This window comes from Mesorhizobium sp. WSM4904, assembly GCF_029674545.1.
Lineage (GTDB): Bacteria > Pseudomonadota > Alphaproteobacteria > Rhizobiales > Rhizobiaceae > Mesorhizobium.
Window position 1 is genome coordinate 2,350,753 of the sequence record NZ_CP121354.1, and the last position, 22,365, is coordinate 2,373,117.

23 protein-coding genes are annotated in these 22,365 nt (G+C 65.0%); 12 read left to right on the plus strand and 11 right to left on the minus strand.

All coding sequences use genetic code 11. The features are described from left to right. Position 1 precedes the first annotated feature (1 nt). The 4 genes from QAZ47_RS11235 (at position 2) to deoA (ending at position 3,575) form a co-directional block, all read left to right on the plus strand. A complete protein-coding gene (locus QAZ47_RS11235; protein ID WP_278206823.1) occupies positions 2-973 on the plus strand; it encodes an ABC transporter permease in 972 nt (323 codons plus the stop codon). A gap of 73 nt (positions 974-1,046) precedes the next feature. Beyond that, a complete protein-coding gene (cdd, locus tag QAZ47_RS11240) occupies positions 1,047-1,439 on the plus strand; it encodes a cytidine deaminase (protein WP_278206824.1) in 393 nt (130 codons plus the stop codon). Between the two features lie 13 nt (positions 1,440-1,452). Beyond that, positions 1,453-2,259: a purine-nucleoside phosphorylase gene (locus QAZ47_RS11245; RefSeq protein ID WP_278206825.1), complete on the plus strand. Its 807-nt coding sequence runs from the start codon at positions 1,453-1,455 to the stop codon at positions 2,257-2,259. Beyond that, on the plus strand, positions 2,259-3,575 hold the full coding sequence (deoA, locus tag QAZ47_RS11250) for a thymidine phosphorylase (protein ID WP_278206826.1): 1,317 nt from the start codon (positions 2,259-2,261) through the stop codon (positions 3,573-3,575). Before QAZ47_RS11245 ends, deoA begins: the two co-directional genes overlap by 1 nt. A 171-nt stretch (positions 3,576-3,746) precedes the next feature. Here deoA and QAZ47_RS11255 read toward each other — a convergent pair whose 3' ends face one another. The 3 genes from QAZ47_RS11255 to QAZ47_RS11265 all read right to left on the minus strand — a co-directional run bounded on the left by QAZ47_RS11255 (position 3,747) and on the right by QAZ47_RS11265 (position 6,155). Beyond that, positions 3,747-4,313, minus strand: a complete 567-nt coding sequence (locus tag QAZ47_RS11255; protein WP_278206827.1) for a TIGR02281 family clan AA aspartic protease — start codon at positions 4,311-4,313, stop codon at positions 3,747-3,749. A gap of 104 nt (positions 4,314-4,417) precedes the next feature. Beyond that, a complete protein-coding gene (gene upp, locus QAZ47_RS11260) occupies positions 4,418-5,047 on the minus strand; it encodes a uracil phosphoribosyltransferase (RefSeq protein ID WP_278206828.1) in 630 nt (209 codons plus the stop codon). Positions 5,048-5,180: 133 nt separating this feature from the next. Continuing rightward, positions 5,181-6,155: an adenosine deaminase gene (locus tag QAZ47_RS11265; RefSeq protein ID WP_278206829.1), complete on the minus strand. Its 975-nt coding sequence runs from the start codon at positions 6,153-6,155 to the stop codon at positions 5,181-5,183. Between the two features lie 168 nt (positions 6,156-6,323). On the opposite strand from QAZ47_RS11265, the gene ubiE reads away from it, so the two are divergent. The 3 genes from ubiE (at position 6,324) to coaBC (ending at position 10,263) form a co-directional block, all read left to right on the plus strand. Continuing rightward, on the plus strand, positions 6,324-7,100 hold the full coding sequence (ubiE, locus tag QAZ47_RS11270; RefSeq protein WP_278206830.1) for a bifunctional demethylmenaquinone methyltransferase/2-methoxy-6-polyprenyl-1,4-benzoquinol methylase UbiE: 777 nt from the start codon (positions 6,324-6,326) through the stop codon (positions 7,098-7,100). Positions 7,101-7,142: 42 nt separating this feature from the next. After that, complete coding sequence (ubiB, locus tag QAZ47_RS11275; protein ID WP_278206831.1) at positions 7,143-8,717, plus strand: 2-polyprenylphenol 6-hydroxylase; 1,575 nt, start codon at positions 7,143-7,145, stop codon at positions 8,715-8,717. Between the two features lie 73 nt (positions 8,718-8,790). Continuing rightward, positions 8,791-10,263 (plus strand): bifunctional phosphopantothenoylcysteine decarboxylase/phosphopantothenate--cysteine ligase CoaBC, encoded by a 1,473-nt coding sequence (gene coaBC, locus QAZ47_RS11280; RefSeq protein ID WP_278206832.1) that lies wholly within the window; start codon positions 8,791-8,793, stop codon positions 10,261-10,263. Positions 10,264-10,295: 32 nt separating this feature from the next. On the opposite strand, the gene QAZ47_RS11285 is transcribed toward coaBC, so the two are convergent. From QAZ47_RS11285 to QAZ47_RS11310, 6 genes are all read right to left on the minus strand, one after another. Further along, positions 10,296-11,732 carry an MFS transporter gene (locus tag QAZ47_RS11285; protein ID WP_278206833.1) on the minus strand — a complete coding sequence of 479 codons (1,437 nt, stop codon included), beginning with the start codon at positions 11,730-11,732 and terminating at the stop codon, positions 10,296-10,298. A 192-nt stretch (positions 11,733-11,924) separates the two neighbouring features. Next, positions 11,925-12,401, minus strand: coding sequence for a DUF992 domain-containing protein (locus QAZ47_RS11290; protein WP_278074605.1), 477 nt, complete (start codon positions 12,399-12,401; stop codon positions 11,925-11,927). 270 nt (positions 12,402-12,671) lie between these two features. Then, positions 12,672-13,523 (minus strand): tetratricopeptide repeat protein, encoded by an 852-nt coding sequence (locus QAZ47_RS11295; RefSeq protein ID WP_278206834.1) that lies wholly within the window; start codon positions 13,521-13,523, stop codon positions 12,672-12,674. 136 nt (positions 13,524-13,659) lie between these two features. Further along, positions 13,660-13,923 (minus strand): 30S ribosomal protein S21, encoded by a 264-nt coding sequence (rpsU, locus tag QAZ47_RS11300; protein WP_040969057.1) that lies wholly within the window; start codon positions 13,921-13,923, stop codon positions 13,660-13,662. Between the two features lie 178 nt (positions 13,924-14,101). Further along, complete coding sequence (locus QAZ47_RS11305) at positions 14,102-14,488, minus strand: SET domain-containing protein-lysine N-methyltransferase (protein WP_278206835.1); 387 nt, start codon at positions 14,486-14,488, stop codon at positions 14,102-14,104. 108 nt (positions 14,489-14,596) lie between these two features. Continuing rightward, on the minus strand, positions 14,597-15,355 hold the full coding sequence (locus tag QAZ47_RS11310) for an SDR family oxidoreductase (RefSeq protein WP_278206836.1): 759 nt from the start codon (positions 15,353-15,355) through the stop codon (positions 14,597-14,599). 251 nt (positions 15,356-15,606) lie between these two features. Here QAZ47_RS11310 and QAZ47_RS11315 point away from each other — a divergent pair, with 251 nt between their 5' ends. The 5 genes from QAZ47_RS11315 to QAZ47_RS11335 all read left to right on the plus strand — a co-directional run bounded on the left by QAZ47_RS11315 (position 15,607) and on the right by QAZ47_RS11335 (position 21,106). Beyond that, positions 15,607-16,860: a sarcosine oxidase subunit beta gene (locus QAZ47_RS11315; RefSeq protein WP_278074601.1), complete on the plus strand. Its 1,254-nt coding sequence runs from the start codon at positions 15,607-15,609 to the stop codon at positions 16,858-16,860. An 80-nt stretch (positions 16,861-16,940) separates the two neighbouring features. Beyond that, complete coding sequence (locus tag QAZ47_RS11320) at positions 16,941-17,237, plus strand: sarcosine oxidase subunit delta (protein ID WP_278206837.1); 297 nt, start codon at positions 16,941-16,943, stop codon at positions 17,235-17,237. Beyond that, positions 17,234-20,242 carry a sarcosine oxidase subunit alpha gene (locus QAZ47_RS11325; RefSeq protein WP_278233281.1) on the plus strand — a complete coding sequence of 1,003 codons (3,009 nt, stop codon included), beginning with the start codon at positions 17,234-17,236 and terminating at the stop codon, positions 20,240-20,242. Before QAZ47_RS11320 ends, QAZ47_RS11325 begins: the two co-directional genes overlap by 4 nt. Further along, a complete protein-coding gene (locus QAZ47_RS11330) occupies positions 20,235-20,819 on the plus strand; it encodes a sarcosine oxidase subunit gamma (protein ID WP_278233282.1) in 585 nt (194 codons plus the stop codon). The genes QAZ47_RS11325 and QAZ47_RS11330 overlap by 8 nt, the downstream gene beginning before the upstream one ends. Positions 20,820-20,914: 95 nt before the next feature. Beyond that, positions 20,915-21,106: a hypothetical protein gene (locus QAZ47_RS11335; RefSeq protein WP_278206840.1), complete on the plus strand. Its 192-nt coding sequence runs from the start codon at positions 20,915-20,917 to the stop codon at positions 21,104-21,106. 103 nt (positions 21,107-21,209) lie between these two features. On the opposite strand, the gene QAZ47_RS11340 is transcribed toward QAZ47_RS11335, so the two are convergent. Together QAZ47_RS11340 and QAZ47_RS11345 are read right to left on the minus strand one after the other, a co-directional pair. Continuing rightward, positions 21,210-21,446 carry a DUF680 domain-containing protein gene (locus QAZ47_RS11340; protein ID WP_278233283.1) on the minus strand — a complete coding sequence of 79 codons (237 nt, stop codon included), beginning with the start codon at positions 21,444-21,446 and terminating at the stop codon, positions 21,210-21,212. 169 nt (positions 21,447-21,615) lie between these two features. Beyond that, complete coding sequence (locus QAZ47_RS11345) at positions 21,616-22,260, minus strand: TetR/AcrR family transcriptional regulator (protein ID WP_278233284.1); 645 nt, start codon at positions 22,258-22,260, stop codon at positions 21,616-21,618. Positions 22,261-22,365: the final 105 nt, after the last annotated feature.

Below are 22,365 nucleotides of genomic sequence, written 5' to 3' on the forward strand. Positions count from 1 at the left end.
GATGGACGTCTTCAACGCTATCGTCCAGGTTCTGGATTCCACCATCCGCCTGTCGGTGCCGCTGCTGCTTGCCTGTCTCGCCGGCCTCTATTCCGAGCGCGCCGGCATCTTCGACATCGGTCTCGAAGGCAAGATGCTGGTCGGCGCCTTCGCCGGCGCCGCGGCAGCTTCCGTCTTCCATTCGGCCTTCATCGGCCTCGGCATGGCCATCCTGATCTCGGTCGCCTTCGCCATGGTGCACGGCTTCGCCTCGATCACGCATCGCGGCAACCAGATCGTCTCCGGTGTCGCCATCAATTTCGTCGCCGCCGGCTCGACCATCATCCTCGGCCAGGCCTGGTTCCAGCAGGGCGGCCGAACACCGGCGCTGCAGCCGGGCGAGCGGTTCGAGGCGATCGTCTGGCCCGGCGCCGAAGCCGTCCGCGACATGCCGATCCTTGGGCCGATCTACGCCGAGCTGATCTCCGGCCATTCGATCCTGGTCTATTTCGCCTTCGCCATGGTGCCGTTCACCTGGTGGGTGCTTTTCCGCACCCGCTTCGGTCTCAGGATGCGCGCCGTGGGCGAGAACCCGGCTGCCGTCGACACGGCCGGCATCTCGGTCGCCTGGCTGCGCTATCGCGCGCTGATCTGCACCGGCGTGCTGACCGGCGTGGCCGGCGCGTATCTCTCCATGGTGCAGAATGGCGGCTTCGTGAAGGACATGACCGCGGGCAAGGGCTATATCGCTCTTGCCGCGCTGATCTTCGCCAAATGGAAGCCGGTCAACGCCATGTTCGCCTGCCTGCTGTTCGGCTTCCTCGACGCGGCATCGATTCGCCTGCAGGGCTCGCCGCTGCCCATCGTCGGCAAGGTGCCGGCGCAGTTCATGCAGGCGCTGCCCTATGTGCTCACCGTCGTCCTGCTCGCCGGCTTCATCGGCAAAGCGATCCCGCCGCGCGCCGGCGGCGTGCCCTACGTCAAGGAACGCTGAGGCCTGGACTGCACAAGGGTTCGGCAGCTTCGGCAACCAGCATTTGAACAAGATCGTGGGAGAGAAGAACTGAATGTCGCATGATCTGTTCGAGGCTGCGAAGACGGCGATGGCCAAGGCCTATGCGCCCTATTCCAAGTTTCCCGTCGGCGCCGCGCTGCGCACCGAGGACGGCCGCGTCTTCACCGGCGCCAATATCGAGGTGGCCTCCTATCCCGAGGGCTGGTGCGCCGAGACCACCGCGCTCGGCCACTACATCATGGGCGGCGGCGGCAAGATCACCGAGATCGCGGTGATCGCCGAGCGCATGGCCAAGTGCTCGCCCTGCGGCGGCTGCCGGCAGCGGCTGGCGGAGTTCTGCCGGCCGGAAACCAAGCTCTATCTCTGCGACAATACCGGCGTGGTCGAGACGGTCACCATGGGCGAGATGCTGCCTTACGGTTTCAGTGGCGACATCTTGAAATGAAGAGTGGGTTGAAATGAAGGAAGCGCTGGATCATTTGGTCGAGAAACTCGATGGGCTGACTCCGACCGCGGCCCTTGTGCTGGGCTCCGGCCTCGGCGGGCTGGTCGACGAGGTCGAGGACAAAAGGCGCATTTCCTATGCCGAACTGCCGGGCTTCCCGCGCAGCGGTGTTTCCGGCCATGCCGGCGAGGTCGTTGCTGGGCGTTTCGCCGGCACGCCGGTGCTGATGTTGTCCGGCCGCGCGCATTATTACGAGCACGGCAACGCCGCTGCGATGCGCCCGGCGCTGGAGGTGCTTGCCGGCATCGGCATCTCGCATCTCTTCCTCACCAACGCCGCCGGCTCGGTCGACCCGGAGATGGGGCCGGGCTCGGTGATGCTGATCACCGACCACATCAACTTCTCCGGCTCCAACCCGCTGATCGGCGAGCCGAGCGATCGCCGCTTCGTCGGTCTCACCGAGGCCTATGACGCCGGCTTGCGCAAGGCGATCGAGACGGCGGCGAAGGCAACCGGCACGGCGCTGCACAAGGGCGTCTACATGTGGTTTTCCGGACCGTGCTTCGAAACGCCGGCCGAAATCCGCATGGCGCGCGTCATGGGCGCCAATGCCGTCGGCATGTCGACGGTGCCGGAAGTCATCCTTGCCCGCTTCCTCGGTCTCAAGGTTGCTGCCTGCTCGGTCGTCACCAACCTCGCGGCCGGCATGACAGGGGCGGAACTCTCGCACCAGGAAACCAAGGATATGGCGCCGGTCGGCGGCGCGCGGCTGGCGACCATCCTGCGGCGTGTCTTCGAGGAAGGTTTGCCGGAAAGCTGATGCTCCCCCAGGAAATCATCCGCCGCAAGCGCGACGGCCACCGGCTCTCGGCCGAGGAGATCGCTGCCTTCATCGAGGGCATAACGGCCGGCACGCTCTCGGAGGGCCAGATCGGCGCCTTCGCCATGGCGGTGTTCCTCAAAGGCATGAGCCGCGAGGAGGCTGTGGCGCTGACGCTCGCCATGCGCGATTCCGGCGACGTGCTCGACTGGTCCGACCTGCCGGGCCCGGTCACCGACAAGCATTCGACGGGCGGCGTCGGCGACAATGTCTCGCTGATGCTGGCGCCGATCGTCGCGGCCTGCGGCGCCTATGTGCCGATGATCTCCGGCCGCGGCCTCGGCCACACGGGCGGCACGCTGGACAAGATGGACGCCATCCCCGGCTACACCAGCCAGCCGGATGTGACGCGCTTCCGCAAGACCGTGCTGGAGACCGGCTGCGCCATCATCGGCCAGACCGCCGATCTCGCGCCCGCCGACCGCCGGCTCTATGCGATCCGCGACGTGACGGGCACGGTGGAATCGGTGCCGTTGATCACGGCCTCGATCCTGTCGAAGAAGCTCGCCGCGGGCTTGGGCTCGCTGGTGCTCGACGTCAAGGTCGGCAATGGCGCCTTCATGGAGAAGTCGCGCGACGCCGTCGCCCTGGCGAACAGCCTGGTCGAAGTCGCCAACGGCGCGGGCCTGAAGGCCTCGGCGCTGGTGACCGGCATGAACGAGCCGCTGGCCTCGGCCGCCGGTAATGCGGTCGAGGTGAGGAACGCGGTCGACTTCCTCACCGGCCGGCTCCGCGACCGGCGGCTGGAGGACGTGACGCTGGCGCTCGCCGCCGAAATGCTGCAGTCGGCGGGGATCGTCTCGTCCAACCAGGACGGGATCAGGCGCGCCGCCGAGACGCTTGCCGGCGGCCGCGCGGCGGCGGTGTTCGCGCGCATGGTGAACGCGCTCGGCGGTCCCGCCGATTTCGTCGAGAACCCGGAAAAGTATCTCCCCAGAGCCGCGGTGGAATTGGCGGTTGAGGCGGCGAAGGACGGCTTCGTCACAGGCATCGCGACGCGCGATATCGGGCTCGCCGTCGTCGCGCTGGGCGGCGGACGCATCCGTCCGGACGACAAGATAGACCATGCCGTCGGTCTCACCAGGCTGCTGCCGGTCGGGGCGGAGGTGCGGGCGGGCGAGGCGCTGGCGCTGGTCCATGCGCGGACCGAGGCGGACGCCGAGACTGCCGCCGCCGCGGTGCGTTCCGCCTATTCGACCGGCGCCGCGAAGCCGTCCGCCGAAAAGACCGTCCTCAGGCGGATCCTGCCGCTTTGAAGCGCGTCTCCCGAAAGTGGGAACCGTTTCGGGACAAAGACATGCGCAAAATCAAAAACCTAAAGCGCATGGAGCGAATCTGAAAGATCGCGACGCGCTTTAGGATGCGTTGATATTCGGGTGATGCCGGCCTGACCTGAATCTCGACACACCCTATGTGGGGCTCAATTCCTACTGCACGAGCAGCAGCGCGCCGTTCTGGACTTCGTATTTCTGCAGCCGCTGCAGGAAGCTCATGCCGATCAGGTTGGTTTGCAGCGCCCGGTCGTCGAGCACCACCGCCTGGACGTTGTCGATGGAGATCTTGCCGATCTGCAGGTGATCGACGGTCACCACCGCGGCCTTGATGGCGCCGTTCGCCGTGTTCACCTGCTGGCTGAAATCGGACTGGTTGAGAGAAATGCCGATCCGGCGCGCGGTCGAGGTGTTGATGGCAACCAGCGTCGCGCCGGTGTCGATCATGCCGTCGATCTGACGGCCGTTGAGCTTGAAGGCGGAGGTGAAATGGCCGCGCTCGTCGGCATTCACCAACACCTGGCGGCCGAGCGGCATCGGCGCCGCCGGCCTGACTGGAACCGAAGCGAGCTTGACGTCCGGCTGGGCATCCGGGGTCGCAGGCTGCGAGGCGACCGCCGATCGCAGCAGGGCTTCGACCATCCGTGGGTTCGACTGATAGACGATCGGGATCGATGCCGAGCCTCCGACAAAGACACCAAGGAGGAGAAGCTTGCGCAGCATGGATCGACCTTCATAAAGGTCCAATGCCTACGCCGACATGGTGTTTTCAGCTTTAACGGGCGCCGGAACCGTGGTCTTTGCGTAAACAAGCGGTAAAGAAACGCTCACTTGGTCCCGTACATGCGGTCGCCGGCGTCGCCGAGGCCAGGCATGATGTAACCCTTTTCGTTCAGCTGGCGGTCGATCGAGGCGGTGAAGATCGGGACATCCGGATGCGCCTTGGTAAACCGCTCGATGCCTTCGGGCGCGGCGAGCAGGCAGAGGAAGCGGATGTTGGTAGCGCCGCGCCCCTTCAGCTTGTCGATCGCGGCAATTGCGGAATTGGCCGTCGCCAGCATCGGATCGACGACGATCACCAGACGGTCGGCAAGGTCGCTCGGCGCCTTGAAGAAATACTCGATCGCTTCGAGCGTCTCGTGGTCGCGATAGAGGCCGACATGGGCGACGCGCGCCGCCGGCACCAGGTCGAGCAGGCCTTCTAGCAGGCCGTTGCCGGCCCGCAGCACGGAGGCAAAGACCAGCTTCTTGCCCTCCAGCGTCGGCGCCTCCATCTCCTCGATCGGGGTCTCGATGGTGGTGGTGGTCAGTTCGAGATTGCGGGTCACCTCGTAGCCCAGAAGCAGCGAGATCTCGCGCAACAGACGCCGGAAGCCGGCCGTCGAGGTCTCCTTCTTGCGCATGATGGTCAGCTTGTGCTGGACAAGGGGGTGGTCGACGACGGTGACGCCCTGCATGGTCTGCTCCCGTGAATGGTGAACGGTGGATGGTGAATAGTGAATAGTGAGCGGGTTTGCGAGTCCTGATGGTTCGATGATTGCCTTGACACGCCGAGGCGCGCCGGCAAACCAACCATTCACCATTCACCATTCACCGGCCCTTAGCGTCGAGCCGGCCCAGCAGTGTCGCCTTGGTCTTCCGGTCGACGAAGGCCGCTTCGATGGCCGTCCTGGTGACGGCGGTGAGCGCCTTGTCGTCCATGGCGAAATGCTCGGCGGCGATGTCGTATTCGCGTTTCAGCGAGGTCCAGAAATAGGGCGGGTCGTCGGAATTGAGCGTCACCTTGCAGCCGGCCGCGCGCAGCGCCGGGAAGGGATGGTCGGCGAAACTGTCGAACACCTTGAGCGCGATGTTCGAGCCCGGGCAGCATTCCAGCACCACACCCTCGGCGGCGATGCGGCGAACGAGGTCCGGGTTTTCGACGGCGCGCACGCCATGGCCGATGCGCGACGGGCGGATATGGTCGAGCGCTGCTTTGACACTTTCCCAGCCCATCAGCTCGCCGGCATGGATGGTGATGCCGAGGCCGGCCTCGCGGGCAATCTCGAAGGCGCGCACATAATCCTCGAAGTCGCCGATGCGCTCGTCGCCGGCGACGCCGAAACCGGTCACCAGCGGATGGCCGCAGCGCGCCGCGAAGCGCGCCGCCTGCTCGATCGCCTCGACGCCGACATGGCGAACGCCGGTAACGATCATACGGCCCTCGATGCCGGTCCTGGCCTTGGCGCGGGCTATGCCTTCGCCCAGCGCATCCGTATAGGCCTTGGGCGAGAGGCCGGCCTTCCTGGCGTGATCCGGCGAGGTGAAGACCTCGGAATAGATGGCGCCGTCACGGGCGAGGCTGGTGAGATAATGATCGGTCAGGCGAGCATAGTCTTCCTCGGTGCGAAACAGGTCGGAGGCAAAGTCGTAGGCCGCGAGGAAAGAGCTGAAATCGTGCCAGACGAAGGAGCCGTTCTGGATATAGGGCGAGGGGTCCTTGCCGTATTTGCGGGCCTGGCTGACGACGAGGTCGGGCGCCGCTGCCCCTTCGATGTGGCAGTGCAATTCGGCTTTCAAGATCATGCGGCCATCCCGTCCGGTATGCTGTGCCCGCGCGGATTCGGGGCGAAAAATCATGCGAGACTCTTCCCGAAGCCGTATCGAAGGCGCGGCTGAAAACCGCGCCTTCGACAATAGCGTCGGCCCCATCGATCGGCTATGGTCCCGCCGGTTTTATGGCGGATCAAAATAATGTCAGTTGAGAGAACCACGGCCGCGGGCGGCATGGAAACCTCCTACGGCTTCAGGAAGGTAGGCGAAGGCGACAAGCAGTTCCTCGTCAACGATGTCTTCCACAAGGTGGCCAATCGATACGACCTCATGAACGATCTGATGTCCGGCGGGCTGCACCGGCTCTGGAAGGACGCGATGGTGGCGTGGCTCAATCCGCCGAAGCGCCCGGGCTGGAAGGTGCTCGACGTCGCCGGCGGCACCGGCGACATCGCCTTCCGCATCGTCGAGGCCAGCCATCGCAACGCGCATGTGACGGTCCTCGACATCAACGGCTCGATGCTCGACATCGGCCGCGACCGCGCCGGGAAGAAAGGGCTCTCGGAAAACACCGATTTCGTCGAGGCCAATGCCGAGACGCTGCCCTTCGACGACAATACGTTCGATGCCTATACGATCGCCTTCGGCATACGCAACGTGCCGCGCATCGATGTGGCGCTGAGCGAAGCCTACCGCGTGCTGAAGCGCGGCGGACGGTTCCTTTGCCTGGAGTTCTCCGAGGTCGACATGCCGCTGCTCGACAAGGCCTACGAAGCCTGGTCCTTCAACGCCATCCCCAAAATCGGTAGAGCGGTGACCGGCGACGGCGAGCCCTATTCCTACCTGGTGGAATCGATCCGCAAATTCCCCAATCAGGCGAATTTTGCTTCCATGATCACCCGCGCGGGCTTCGATCGCGTCAGCTTCCGTAATTATTCGGGCGGCATCGCTGCACTTCATTCGGGCTGGAAGCTTTGAGGCCCGAATCTTTGAGGCAGGCCAGGCGATGAGCAGCGTCCGATGACCAGCGTTGGCGCCGCTTTCCGGCTCGCCAGGGCCGGCTGGGTGCTGGTCCGCGAGGGTGTCGTCGCGGCGCTGCCCGGCGAAGAGCTTTCCGGCATGCCGAAGCTCGGCTGGCGGCTGGCGCGCGTGCTCACCCGCCGTCGCGCCAGACGGCATCAGCGCGGCGACCGGCTGGCGCAGGCGGTGGTGCGGCTGGGGCCATCCTACGTCAAGCTCGGCCAGTTCCTGGCCACGCGACCGGATGTCGTCGGCAACGACATGGCGGTCGACCTCGCCCTTCTGCAAGACAAGATGCACACATTCCCGAAGACGGAGGCGATCGCCGCTATCGAGGCCTCGCTCGGGCGCAAGATCGGCGACCTCTACGCAAGCTTCGGCGAGCCGGTTGCGGCCGCTTCGATCGCCCAGGTGCACGGCGCCGAAGTCGTTCGCGACGGGAAAGCTTCACGGGTGGCGGTGAAGGTCATCCGGCCCGGCGTGCGCCATCGCTTCTTCCAGGACCTCGAGAGCTACTTCCTCGCCGCCCGCCTGCAGGAAAAATACATTCCATCGTCGCGCCGGCTGCGGCCGATCGAGGTGACCCAAACGCTGGCGCAGACCACCAAGGTCGAAATGGACATGCGGCTCGAGGCGGCCGCGTTTTCAGAGCTCGGTGAAAACACGAAGGGGGATCCAGGCTTTCGGGTGCCCGCGGTCGACTGGGAGCGGACCGGCCGCGACGTGATCACCATGGAGTGGATCGACGGCGTCAAGATGAACGATCTGGTCGGCCTTGCCGCCGCCGGTCACGATCTCAAGGCGATCGCTGCCAACCTCATCCAGTCGTTCCTCAGGCACACGCTGCGCGACGGCTTCTTCCATGCCGACATGCATCCGGGGAACCTGTTCGTCGAGGCGAGCGGAACCATCGTTGCCGTCGATCTCGGCATCGCCGGCCGGCTCGGCAAGAAAGAGCGGCGTTTCCTGGCCGAAATCCTCTACGGCTTCATCGTGCGCGACTATCAGCGCGTCGCCGAGGTGCATTTCGAGGCCGGCTACGTGCCGCGCCAGCACAATGTCGAGGCTTTCGCGCAGGCGATCCGCGCCATCGGCGAGCCGATCCATGGCCAGTCTGCCGAGACCATCTCGATGGCGAAGCTTTTGACGCTGCTATTCGAGGTCACGGAACTGTTCGACATGGCCACCCGGCCCGAGCTGATCCTGTTGCAGAAGACGATGGTCGTGGTCGAGGGCGTCGCCCGCACGCTCGATCCCGCCTTCAACATGTGGAAGACATCGGAGCCGGTGGTCGGCGACTGGATCGCCAGCAATCTCGGCCCACGCGGCATGTTCTCCGACGCGCGCGACGCCGGCAAGGCGCTGGTGGCGCTGGCAAGGCAGGCGCCGGATATCGCCGCCCGCACCGAGCGGCTGTCGCGCGAAATCGACCTGATGGCCGAACATGGCCTGCGCTTCGACGAGGCGACCGCGCACGCCATCGGCAAGGCCGAGGCGCGCCATACCCGCTCCGGCCGCTTGGCGCTCTGGGTGATCGCGTTGACGCTGCTTTACATCGCCTGGCGGATTTTCTGACCGCCACCCGCCTTGCCGCAGTTTGATTGCATTGCTATCATTGCCGGCGAAAGTTTGAAGCGGGTGCAATCAGATGGCCAGCATCACGATCCGCAACCTTGACGACGAGGTCAAGGACCTGCTGCGCCAAATGGCTGCCGAAAACGGCTGCTCGATGGAGGAGCAGGCGCGGGCGATGATCCGCGCAGCGGTCGAAGGAAGGGCGGGGCAGGCCGACCGCATCGACGAGATCGAGAAGACGCTGCGCGCGCTGACAGGCTCCAATCGGCAAGCGGGTCCCATCTCAACAGTATCCGGCAAGCCATCAATTCGAGGGACGCTTGCCGGCAAGCGCATCCTGCTGATCATCGGCGGCGGCATTGCCGCCTACAAGGCGCTCGACCTGATCCGGCGCCTGCGCGAGCGCGGTGCGTCGGTCAGGGTCGTCATGACATCGGCCGCGCGGGAATTCGTCACCACGCTGTCGGTCGGCGCGCTCTCCGCCGACCATGTCTTCACCGAGCTGTTCGATCGCAATGACGAGCATGATGTCGGCCATATAAGGCTGTCGCGCGAGGCCGATCTGCTGGTGGTCGCGCCGGCGACCGCCGACCTGATGGCGAAGCTCGCCAACGGCCATGCCAACGACCTTGCCTCGACGGTGCTGCTTGCAACCGACAAGAAGGTGCTGATGGCGCCGGCGATGAACCCGAAGATGTGGTCGCACCCGGCGACGCGGCGCAACCGGGCGACCTTGCAGAAGGACGGTATTACCTTCGTCGGTCCCGCCAAGGGCGAGATGGCGGAAAGCAACGAGGCCGGCGAAGGTCGCATGGCCGAGCCGCTGGAGATCGTTGCCGCGATCGAGGCGATGCTCGACGAGAGACCGAAGCCGCTTACCGGCCGCAGGATCATCGTCACCTCGGGGCCGACGCACGAGCCGATCGACCCGGTGCGCTACATCGCCAATCGCTCCTCCGGCAAGCAGGGCCATGCGATCGCGGCGGCGCTGGCGAAGCTCGGGGCCGATGTCAGGCTCGTCTCCGGCCCGGTCAATATCGCCGATCCGGCCGGGGTCACGACCACGCATGTCGAGACCGCGGCAGAGATGAAGGAAGCGGTCGAGGGCCTTTTGCCGGCGGACGCCGCGGTGTTCGTCGCCGCGGTCGCCGACTGGCGCACGGCCAATGCGGCCGGCGAGAAGATCAAGAAGGTGGCGGGCGAGGGACCGCCTTCGCTCAAGATGGTCGAGAATCCCGACATCCTGGCCGGCGTCGGCCATCATAGCCAGCGGCCGCGTCTCGTCGTCGGCTTTGCCGCCGAGACGCAGGATCTCATCGGCAACGCCGAGGCCAAGCTCAGGAAGAAAGGCGCCGATTTCATCGTCGCCAACGACGTCTCGCATGAGAGCGGGATCGGCCCATCGGGCGTCATGGGCGGCGACCGCAACAAGGTACGCATTGTCTCCCGCACCGGCGTCGAGGAATGGCCGGAGATGGGCAAGGACGAGGTGGCGACACGGCTCGCTGCGCTGATCGCCGAACGGCTGCAGACGGTTGTCGTTTGAGAGTAGCGGGCCGGTTAACCGACCCGTTACCATTAGCCTGCCGCTTCCTGTGGCCGAACGGCCGGCATGGCGATCCTCAGAGCTGCGATGCAACCCAGAACGCCGAGCGGCACGAAGGCAAGGAACAGCCAGCCTGCGACGCCGGCGGCCGCTTCGCGGTTCAGCCCTTCCGAGAAGCCGCTGGCGTTGGCTACGATGCCGGCGAGCGCCGCGCCCACCGCGTAACCGATGCGCTGCATGGTCGGCACGGCGGCCGACGCGATGGTCTGCTCGCCTTCACGGGCCGAAGCGACGATGACACGCGTGAGGAACGGCCAGCATATGCCGAAGCCGCCGCCCTGCAGCAGAGCGCAGAGCAGGATCAGCGGAATCGAGCCCGCCGGGATGGTGTAGGCGAAACCGGCGAGGCCCGAGGCGATCATCAGCGCGCCGATGACGATGATCACGCGTTCGCGTTCCAGCGGCGCATTGGCGATGATGATCGACAGGATCGACCAGGCGATCGATTCGGCGGCGATGATGTAGCCGGTCGTCAGGATCGGTATGCCGTGCAGGGTGGTCAAAAGCAGCGGCCCGTAAATGGCGAAGGTGCAGGTGGCCACCGAGAACGCCGCAACCATGGTCATGCCGCTGCCGAGCGGCGTACGCCATGAAAACAAAGGTGACGGGAAGAGGCGAGAGCGCGGCCTGAGGGCGTCGATGCGGAAGAACAGGACCAGCCCGATCGAGCCGAGGGCCAGCAGCAGCGACGAGCGCAGCAGGGCAATGTCGATGCCGGCTGCGGCGATCAGCACGACGCTGATGGCGAGACAGGCGAGCGCCGGATAGGGAAAGGGCGGTGCGGAGCCCCCGCCCGCCTGCGGCTTCGTCGCCTCGGGTGTGTCGAGCACCATGAAGCTTACCAGCGCCATCGCCGCGCCGCCGAAGGTGAAGACGCCGAAGGCCCAGCGCCACGACAGGAACTCTGTCATGATCGCGCCGAGCATCGGTCCGCTGAAGGCGGCGACGCCCCAGATCGCCGACATGATGCCGAAGAGCTGCGGCCAGATGTTGCGCGAAAACAGCCGCTCGACCGAGACGAAAGCGAGCGACACGAGCGCGCCGCCGCCAAGACCCTCGACCAGGCGTCCGGCGAGGAAGAGCGGCATCGAGGGAGCCGTGGCGCAGATCAGCGCGCCTGTCGCGTAGAGCAAAGCGGCGACCACCATGTTGGAGCGCAGCGCGACATAGCTCACCAGCCGCCCGGCCGCGGCGCCAGCGACAATGGCGCCAAGCTCGTAGATCGCCAGCGACCAGCCAACCAGCTGCACGCCCGCGAGCTCGCCGACCATGGCCGGCATGATCGTCGCCACCATCGTCTCATTGGTAGCATGCAGCAGAATACCCAGGCTGATGAAACAGAAGCGCGCCAGGTCGCCGCTTGCCCACAACGCCCGCCAATTCACCTTGTTGCCGCTTGCTGCGGTCACGTCGATCTCCTGCTTGCTACAGCAGCCTCATTCGCTTTCGAACAGGGCGCCAGATCCAGATCGGCAGGGCTTGTAGAACCTCAAGCGCAGTTGAGCTCAAGAGGCTTTTTCAGCGATATCGGTGGACCAGCGCGCAAAAAAAATGCGGCCCGGAACGAATGTCCCGGGCCGCATCGGTTCCGATTGAAAGTTCTACTTGTAGGAGTGGACGAGGTCCAGCGAGGCCACGGTGACGGCGAGATTGACGCCGGTCTGCGCCTGGACGCTGAGCGGCTCGAGCATGAAGGCGCTATTCCAGCCGCCGACCAGGACGTTGGCGCCGCCGCCTGTCACGACGCTCGCCTCGGCATTGACGCCGTAATAGCTGCCGGCGAGGTCCCCCGCGTCATGACTGGGGGTGGCGGCCAGAACCGCCCAGACGAGCTGGCCCTGATGCGTCTTGCCGACATCGACGCCGAGCTTGGAGATCATCCCGGTGTAAATCTCGGCCGGCCCGTGATGAGAGGGCCGGAAGACGCAGGACACGCCCTTGTTTGACGAGATGATATAGCCGGTTCCACCGTCGATTGAGCAATCGAGCGTGCCGAGCCGGAGCGTGCCGGCGTTGACCGGAGAAGCGAGGACCGTGGCGGTAAGCGCGGCGGCGGCACAGGCAAGCGTTTTGATCATTGGAAAGGTCCTTTCGCAAAAAATTGGCCCCGATTAAACGGTCGAGGTGCGAGGAGCGTTCCGCCGAAAACTTGGCGCGAGCATGGCAGAGGTCGACGCATTGCGCCAGGCGGTTAACGGACCGCTACGGGCGTCTCCGGGGCGCAACAGTGCGATCGCCGGCACGACAGGGCGATCGCAGGCGACGCCTTGGCGATCGAAGGCGACGCCTTGGTGATCGCAGGCGACGCCTTGGTGTCGCGGAGCAACCTTGCTTGCGTCAGCTTTCGATCAGCTGGCGCTGCCGGAGGTGCGCGACAAACCGTCCTTGGCCGGCTGGTAGTTGGGGTCGAGGTGGATGGCCTCGCGGTAGGACTTGGCCGCCCTTACCTTGTCGCCGCGCCGCTCGTAGATAAGCGCCTGGTTGGCCCAGGCCTCGGCGTTCTTGCCGTCGAGCTTGATGGCCATGTTGAAGTCGGCGAAGGCATTGTCCTCGTCGTTCATGGCGAGGTAGGAGAGGCCGCGGCCGTTGTAGGGCTCGGCGGCGTCCGGCGCCAGCGATATGGCGGTCGAGAAGTCCTCGATGGCGAATTTGTGCTGGCCCTGGCTTTGATAGATCAGGCCGCGATTGTGGTAGGCGCGGGCGTCGGTGGTGTCGAGCTGGATTGCCTTCTGGAAGTCGTTGAAGGCGTCCTGGGTGCGGCCCGCCTTGCGATAGAGATTGCCGCGGCCGATATAGGCGGCGTCGTAATTCGCGTTGATCTGGATCGAGCGGTTGTAGTCCGCGAGCGCCGCTTCCTGATTGCCGAGGAAGCGCTGGATGAGCGCGCGGTTCGAATAGGCCTGGTAGAAATTCGGATTGAGCTGGATGGCTTGGTTGAAATCCTTCAAGGCCGCCTGGTACTGGCCGCCGCGGCCATAGGCCGAGCCGCGCACATTATAGCCCTCGGGATCCTGCGGATTGCGCTGGATGACCGCCGACAGCGAGGAGATGTTCTCAGTCGACCCTTGCGCCTTGTCGATGTTGTTGAACTCCCCTGTCGGGGCTGTCTGGCATGCTGCAAGGGTCAGGCCCGAAAGCAGGGCCGCCGTCAGGGCGAAGCCGCGAAAAGCGGTTCTGCGCTCCACGGTAATTGCGTTCATCTTTGTCCTCACTGGCGCCGCGCCGTCAGGTCCGTTCCCTCTCCGAACCGGCTCGAATGCATAAACAAAAAGGTGGCGGCGATTCCGCATCGCGCCACCCTCGGTATCCTTCGAAAAGGACGAAAAATTGGCGTTATCAGCGCGGCGAACGCGATGCGCCGGCAGCACCAGCGGGAGCCGGGCGCGGGGTCATCGGCAGCAGGCCTTCGCGCTGCGCGCGCTTGCGGGCCAGCTTGCGGGCGCGGCGGACGGCTTCGGCCTTCTCGCGGGCACGCTTCTCGGACGGCTTCTCGTAGTGACCGCGCATCTTCATTTCGCGGAAAATACCTTCGCGCTGCATCTTCTTCTTCAGCGCGCGAAGCGCCTGATCAACGTTGTTGTCGCGGACGAGTACCTGCACGGGCAATCCTGTCTTCGGGTTTGAAATCAACAGGCAAGCGGCCATAGCCACCATGCCTCCGCGGCGGGTTGCACCGCGAATTGTGGCGGCTGATAGCAGAATCAGGCCGTGCTGTCCACCGTTGATTGCAGGAAACCGTGATCAAAAACCGGTGCGCCTCGCCTCGCCTGCTCCGCGCTCACGCCGTCGCCAAATGGAGGCGGGCGAAATCCTCGAAAAACTCGCCATAGTCGCAGGTAATTTCCTCGCCGGCGGCGATGTCGCGAATGGCGGTGGCGCCGCCATATTGCGAGAAATCGGTGTTCGGCCGCTCGGAATGATTCATGAAGCGGCCGTTGTCGACCTCATAGACCATGAAACCCGGCCTGTCCGGGCTCGGATAGGCGTAGCGGTCGAGCAATTCGCGCAGATGCGCCGGCGCCGCCTCGTATTTCTCCATTGGGATCAGCCGATCGAAATCGGGATCGAGCCGCCAGATCGAGGCACCCTTCCTGATCGGCTCGGCGGCGAAAACGCCGACGCCTTCGATGGCGCTCTGGGCAACATAGGTTCTGATCAGCAGCATCGGTCCCGTCCGTCTTCGACGAGAAAACGGAATCGTCAAACCGCGCAGAAATGCAAGGCCGCTTCACGACATTTTCGGCTGGTGGGCAACCCATGCCCACCAATCCCTTCACGTCCGGTTGATCGATACTCCGCCATCGGCAAACAACGCCGTGCCAGTGGTGAAGCTCGAAGCGTCAGAAGCGAGATAAAGCGCCGAGCGGGCGATCTCTTCCGGCTGCGCCATGCGCTTCAGCGCGTGGATGCCCTCGACGAAGGCGCGGGCCTCGGGCGTGGTGGTTGTGGCACCGGGCGTGTCCGTTCCGCCGGGCAGCAGCGCGTTGACGCGCAGCCCCTTCGGTCCGTATTCGGCGGCCAGCACCTGCGTCAGTCCGATCAGGCCCGCCTTAGCCGCGGCGTAGGCCGCCATGCCCGGCATGCCGGCCGTGCAGCCGACGAAACTCGAGGTGAAGATCAGCGAGCCGCCGCCGCGCTGCAGCATCGGCGGAATCTGTTGCCGCGCGGCCAGATAGGCGCTGGTCAGGTTTGTGTCTATCGTCTCCCGCCAGCTTGCCGGCGCCATATCGGGAAGCGGTGCCATCACGCCGACGGAGCCGGCATTGTTGAAGGCGATGTCGAGACCGCCGAACCTTTCGATCGCAAGCTCGACCAGAGCCTTCGCGTGGGCCTCGTCCCTGACGTCGCCGGCAAGTGCTGCCGCAGTGCCGCCGGCTTCCTCGATCTCGCCGACAAGCGCGTCGAGCTCAGTCCGGCGGCGCGCCGCAACGACGAGGCGGGCGCCCTGTTCGGCGAACAGCCTGGCGGTGGCGCGGCCGATGCCCGAACTGGCGCCGGTGACGATGGCGACCTTGTTGGTGAGCGCGAACATGTCTCTATCATCCTTCCATTGAACCGGTCTTGCCGGCGGTCGGGTGTTTGCTCGCAGATCGGCATTTCGGCAGCCACCCGAAAGCTGACTTGCAGGTCGGATTGCGGCTGGTCGGGCAGGCGCCGCGAACCTGTGGCGCAAAACGGCAAGCGCCGTCGCAAACAGCGCAAGGATGGCAGCACGGTTTCGCTAGTGATACACCTCGCGTGACGGGCGGACGACATCCGCGATTTTTGGCGCGAGGCTATAACGTGAAGAAATATTCGGTATTCGCCATTGCCCGCGAGGCGATGCGCGGCCACAAGGGCTGGGAAGAACAGTGGACTTCGCCCGAGCCGAAGAAGGAATACGACGTCATCATCGTCGGCGCCGGCGGCCACGGCCTGGCGACGGCCTATTATCTGGCGAGCGAGCACGGCATCACCAATGTCGCGGTGCTGGAGAAGGGCTGGCTCGGCGGCGGCAACACCGGCCGCAACACCACCATCATCCGCTCCAACTACCTCTATGACGAGAGCGCCGGCATCTACGACCATGCGCTGAAGCTGTGGGACGGGCTCAGCCAGGAGCTCAACTACAACGTCATGTATTCGGCGCGCGGCGTCATGATGCTTGCGCACAATGTGCATGACGTCCAGGTGTTCAAGCGCCACATCCATGCCAACCGGCTCAACGGCATCGACAATGAATGGCTGACGCCGGAGCAGGCGAAGGAATTCTGTCCGCCGCTGAACATCGCCAAAGAGGCGCGCTATCCGGTGATGGGCGCGGCCTTGCAGCGCCGCGGCGGCACGGCGCGCCACGATGCGGTCGCCTGGGGCTATGCGCGCGGCGCCTCGGCGCGCGGCGTTCACATCATCCAGAACTGCGAGGTCACCGGCATCAAGCGCGCGGCCAATGGCGCCGTCGCCGGCGTCGAGACGACGCGCGGTTTCATCGGCGCCAAGAAGGTCGGTGTCGTCGCCGCCGGCCATTCCTCCGTCATCATGAACATGGCCGGCGTGCGCATGCCACTCGAAAGCTACCCGCTGCAGGCGCTGGTGTCGGAGCCGGTCAAGCCGGTGGTGCCTTGCGTGGTGATGTCGAACACCGTGCACGCCTATATCTCGCAGTCCGACAAGGGCGAGCTGGTCATCGGCGCCGGCACCGACCAGTATATCTCCTATTCGCAGACCGGCGGCCTGCACATATTGCAGCACACGCTGGACGCCATCTGCGAGATGTTCCCGATCTTCACGCGCATGAAGATGCTGCGCTCCTGGGGCGGCATCGTCGACGTGACGCCGGACCGTTCGCCCATCCTGGCGAAGACGCCGGTCAAGGGACTCTATGTCAATTGCGGCTGGGGCACGGGCGGCTTCAAGGCGACGCCTGGTTCGGGCAACGTCTTTGCCCACACGATCGCCAGGGACGACCCGCACCCGATCAATGCGCCCTTCACGCTCGAGCGGTTCCGCACCGGCCGTCTCATCGACGAGGCGGCTGCGGCGGCGGTGGCGCACTGATGCCGACATTTCCGCTGAGGCTTTGCGATCAACCGGCCGGCGCCCGCGCCGGCCATGGCGAATTGTAGGATCGACCGAAAATGCTTCTCATCCGCTGTCCCTATTGCGAGGAAGAGCGCCCGGAACTCGAATTCCGCAATGCCGGCGAGGCGCATATCGCGCGCCCGACCAACATTGCCGCCGAGAGCGAAGACGATTTCGAGAAATTCTTCTTCATCCGCTCGAACCCGAAAGGCGTCACCTATGAGCGCTGGCGGCACATCCATGGCTGCGCGCGCTTCTTCAACGCCGTGCGCGACACCGTCACCGACAAGTTCGTCATGACCTACAAGGCCGGCGAGCCGAAGCCTGCGAAGCTGCCTGGAGCCTCGAAATGAACGCCGCGTTCCGCATTCCCGGCGCCGGGCGCCTCAGCCAGGCGAAGACCGCGTCCTTCAGCTTCGACGATAGGTCCTATACCGGTATCGAGGGCGATACGCTGGCCTCGGCGCTGCTCGCCAACGGCGTGCATCTGGTCGGCCGTTCCTTCAAATATCACCGGCCGCGCGGCTTCCTGTCGGCCGGCGCGGAAGAGCCGAACGCGCTGGTTCAGGTCGTGCGCGACGACGCGCGCAAGACGCCGAATGTGCGGGCGACCGTGCAGGAGCTCTATGACGGACTGACAGCCCATTCGCAGAACCGCTGGCCTTCGCTGGCCTTCGACGTCGGCGCGGTCAATGACCTTGCCTCGCCGATGTTCTCGGCAGGCTTCTACTACAAGACCTTCATGTGGCCGAAATCGGCCTGGAAGAGCCTCTACGAGCCGCAGATCCGCTCGGCCGCCGGCCTTGGCGTTTCTCCGGACCGACCGGACCCCGACCACTATGCGGCGCGCTATGCGCATTGCGACGTGCTGGTGCTGGGCGGCGGTGTCGCCGGTATCGCCGCGGCGCTCGCCGCCGCCGAAACCGGCGTGCGGGTCATCCTCGCCGACGAGCAGGCCGAATTCGGCGGCAGCCTGCGCTTCGAGAGCGGAGCCAAGATCGACGGCGAGAATGGTTTTGCCTGGGCGCAAGCCGCGATCGCGAGACTCAAGGCCATGGACAACGTCCGCGTGCTGCCGCGCACGACTGCCTTTGGGTATTATGCGCAGAACTTCGTCGGCCTGGTCGAGCGGGTCAGCGACCATCTCAAGAGCCCCGGCCGCGAGCTGGCGCGCGAGCGCCTGTGGCAGGTCCGCGCCAAGCGCGTGGTGCTGGCAACCGGCGCCATCGAGCGGCACATGGTGTTCGCCAACAACGACCGTCCGGGTGTCATGCTGGCATCGGCCGCGCGCACTTACCTCAACCACTATGGCGTCGCGGTCGGCAGGAATGTCGGCGTCTATACGGCCAACGACTCGGCTTACGCGGCAGCGATCGACCTGAAGAAAGCCGGCATCAATATCGCCGCGATCGTCGACCTGCGCGACAACCCGTCGGGGGCGGTGATCGACGAGGCGAGAAGACTCGGCATAGAGATCAATTTCGGCCGCGCGGTGGTCAGCGCCGGCGGCAAGCTGCGCGTCTCCTCGATGACCGTGCAGCCGAAGAATGGCGGCGGCGAGCGCACCATCGCGGTCGATGCCATCCTGATGTCGGCCGGCTGGACGCCGTCGGTACATCTTTTCTCGCAGTCGCGCGGCAAGGTCGCCTTCAACGAGGAGACGCGGCGCTTCGTGCCGGGAACCTATGCGCAGGACTGCGTCTCGGTCGGCGCCTGCAACGGAACGGACGGGCTGGACGCAACGGTCGACGAGGCCTACGCGGCCGGCGCCAAAGCGGCGAAGGAGGCCGGCGTCAAGGATTCCAGCGTCAAGACGGGCAAGGGCGCCAAGCCCAAGGTCGATGCCAGCGAGAGCTGGTCGCGCGGCATGCTGGGCGCCGCCCCCGGCGCCGGACCGGGCACCACGGTCAAGGCTTTCGTCGATTTCCAGAACGACGTCACCGCCAAGGACATCCGCCAGGCGGTGCATGAAGGCATGCACTCGATCGAGCACGTCAAGCGCTTCACCACCAACGGCATGGCGACCGACCAGGGCAAGACCTCGAACATGCACGGCCTGGCGATCGCGGCCGAAACGCTTGGCAAACCGATCCCGCAGGTCGGTCTCACCACCTTCCGCGCGCCCTATACGCCGGTGACGTTCGGCTCGATCGTCGGCCACGCGCGCGGCGCCTTGTTCGACCCGACGCGTCGGACCGCGACCCATGGCTGGGCGGCGGCGCATGGCGCCGTCTTCGAGGATGTCGGCCAGTGGAAACGCGCCTGGTATTTCCCCAAGGCCGGCGAGGACATGCACGCCGCCGTCAACCGCGAATGCGTGACGGTACGCAAGGCGGCCGGCCTGTTCGACGCCTCGACGCTCGGCAAGATCGAGGTGGTCGGGCCGGATGCGGCGAAGTTCATGGAGCTGCTTTACACCAATCCGTGGGAGAAGCTGGAGCCCGGCCGCTGCCGCTACGGCATCATGCTGCGCGAGGACGGCTTCATCTATGACGACGGCGTCGTCGGCAGGCTGGCGCCGGACCGCTTCCATGTGACGACGACGACCGGCGGCGCGCCGCGCGTCATGCACCACATGGAGGACTACCTCCAGACCGAGTTCCCGCATCTCAATGTCTGGCTGACCTCGATCACCGAGCAATGGGCGGTGATCGCGGTGCAGGGACCGAAATCCCGCGAGATCATCGCGCCGCTGGTCGAAGGCATCGACATGTCGGACGAAGCGCTGCCGCATATGTCGGTGCGCGAGGGCAAGATCTGCGGCGTGCCGACGAGGCTGTTCCGCATGTCCTTCACCGGCGAGCGCGGCTTCGAGGTCAACGTGCCGGCCGACTATGGCGAGGCCGTCTGGGAAGCGCTGTGGGCCGAAGGCCAGAAGCATGGCGCCACTGCCTACGGCACCGAAACGATGCACGTGCTGCGCGCCGAGAAGGGCTACATCATCGTCGGCCAGGACACCGACGGCACGGTGACGCCGAACGACGCCGGGCTCGACTGGGCGGTCGGCAAGAAGAAGACCGACTTCGTCGGCATCCGCGGCATGATGCGCTCGGACCTCGTCGCCAATGGCCGCAAGCAACTCGTCGGCCTGAAGACCAAGGACCCGAAGGTCGTGCTGGAAGAGGGCGCGCAGATCGTGGCTGATCCGAAACAGGCGATCCCCATGAAGATGATCGGCCACGTCACCTCCAGCTACTGGTCGGAGAATTGCGGGTGCTCGATCGCGCTGGCGCTCGTCGCCGGCGGCCGCGACCGCCTCGGGCAGACGCTCTACGTGCCGATGCCGAACGGCACGATCGAGGTGCAGGTGACGGGCATGGTGTTCGTCGACGAGAAGGGAGAACGCCTCAATGGCTAAGGCTGCCGCCAAGATAAAAGCCGCCGAGGCTTCAGCTTCCGTCGAGCGGCGTCCGGCACTTGCGGGCCGCGCTCTGGAGGCGCCGGGCGTCAAGGTCGAGATCCTGCCGCCGGCCGAACGCATCTCGCTGCGCGCGCCGGAAGCTTCGCTCGCCGCGCTCTCCAAGGCGCTGGGCGTGACGCTGCCGGCGAAGCCGAAAAGCTCGGCCACCAAGGGCGGGCGCACCGCGCTATGGCTCGGGCCGGACGAGTGGCTGATCATCGACGAGGCCGGCAAGGATCCGCTGGCCGACTGCGCCAAGCTGTCGGCGCTGCATTCGGCGGTCGGCATCTCGCATCGCAATGTCGCGATCTCGGTCACCGGGCCAGCCGCCGCCGTGACGGTCAATTCCGGTTGCCCGCAGGACCTGTCGCTCGAAGCCTTCCCGGTCGGGGCGGCGTCGCGCACCATCCTCGGCAAGTCCGAGATCGTGCTGCTGCGTACCGGCGCGGACGCATTCCGCGTGGAGTGCTGGCGTTCCTTCTCGGACTATGTCTTTACTTTGCTGTCGGAAGCGGCGAGCGACGCTGCGAACTGAGTACATGACCTCTCGTGGCGTGCCCTCTGCTGTGTTCCCCCATAGGAACCATCGCCGCTTCGTTCCGTTATTTGCGACTAGCGAGGGAGAAGCCGATGCCATCCAAATCAGCACCAAAGTCGCCTAGGAAGACAGCGGCGGTCCGTTCGCTCGAGCAGGAACGGCATCACGAGATCGAGGAAGAAGAGCTCGAGGAAGGCCTCGAGGACACATTCCCGGCCAGCGATCCGGTGTCGATCACAGGCACGTCCATTTCCGGCTCTCCGGCGAAGCCCGGCAAGAAATAGAAACGTGCCGGCAAAGACATAGGGTACGACCGGATTACCTTGGAAACGAAAACGGGCGGCCAAGTGCCGCCCGTTTTCGTTTCCAATTTTGCGTTTGCCGCGTTCAAAGGCCGGGCAGGAACCACGGGTTCACGTCCATGCCGAGCCGCGGGCCCTTGGTGGTCTGGGTCTTGCTGGCGTCGGCCTTTTCGACCGAGCCGGTGGCGGTGCAGTCGAGCGTCACATTGGTATGGGTCTGAGCGCAGGCGGCCGGGGCGTGCTTGGCCGGCTGGCTCGCGCCGGCAAAAGCGGCGCCCGAGAAAGCCAGCACGGCAGCGAGAGCGAGGACTGTCTTTTTCATCTTCCGTCTCCAGTCAATTCCGTACATGTACGACACGACGTACATATACGGTTAACGGAAGCTGAATACAAGGAGAAGTTTTGTACGTGTACGACAAATTTTCTTGAACGTAGGAATTCGCCTTCGCGAATCAAGCGATCGGATGGGCAAAACGGTCAAAGATGGCCGGTCAGCAGTGGACGGGTGTTTCGGTGAGCGGGGGTATGTCCTGCGCCGACAATGAAGCCAACATGAAGTCGCACATCCGCTTCACATAGGCCTGGGGATCGCCGAACGGATAGAAGGGAAAGGTGATCAGCAGCGAGATCGTGCCGTGGCCGACGGTCCACAGCATAGTGGCGATGGCGCGTGGGTCGCCCTTGAGCTTGCCGGCGGCGACACAAGCTTCGACCCTTTTGATCAGCACTTTCATCGCCGGGTTGCCCTCTTCCATGTCCTCGTAGCTGCGACCTTCCGGCAGCCGAGTCTTCTCGGTCATGAAGACGGTGCGGTACTCATTGGGGTTGCCGAGCCCGAAGGCGGCATACTCGGTCATCACCGCCCGCAGCGCCTCAACGGGATCGTCGGAGGGATGTTCCTCGATGCGCCGGGCCAGCGTTTCGAAGGCGTCCTCGGCGAGCGCGAACAGGATGTCCTGCTTGTCGGCGAAGTAGGAATAGACAGACATCGGCGCGTAGCCGACCCGCTTGGCCAGCTTGCGGATGGTAAGCCCTTCGTAGCCCTCTTCCTGGACAAGCTTGTGGGCCGCGTCGACCAGTTCGGAGCGAAGCTCAGCTTTCTGTTTCTCGCGGCGCTTCTGAACGCTCAGCGTCAATGTCCGCCTGCCTTTGTCGTTGGTTGCCTTACGAAATTATATACGCTGTACGGAAACGGACAAGGGAGCGGCTTGGTTCCGCAAGGTACGGCCTAACGCTTTGTT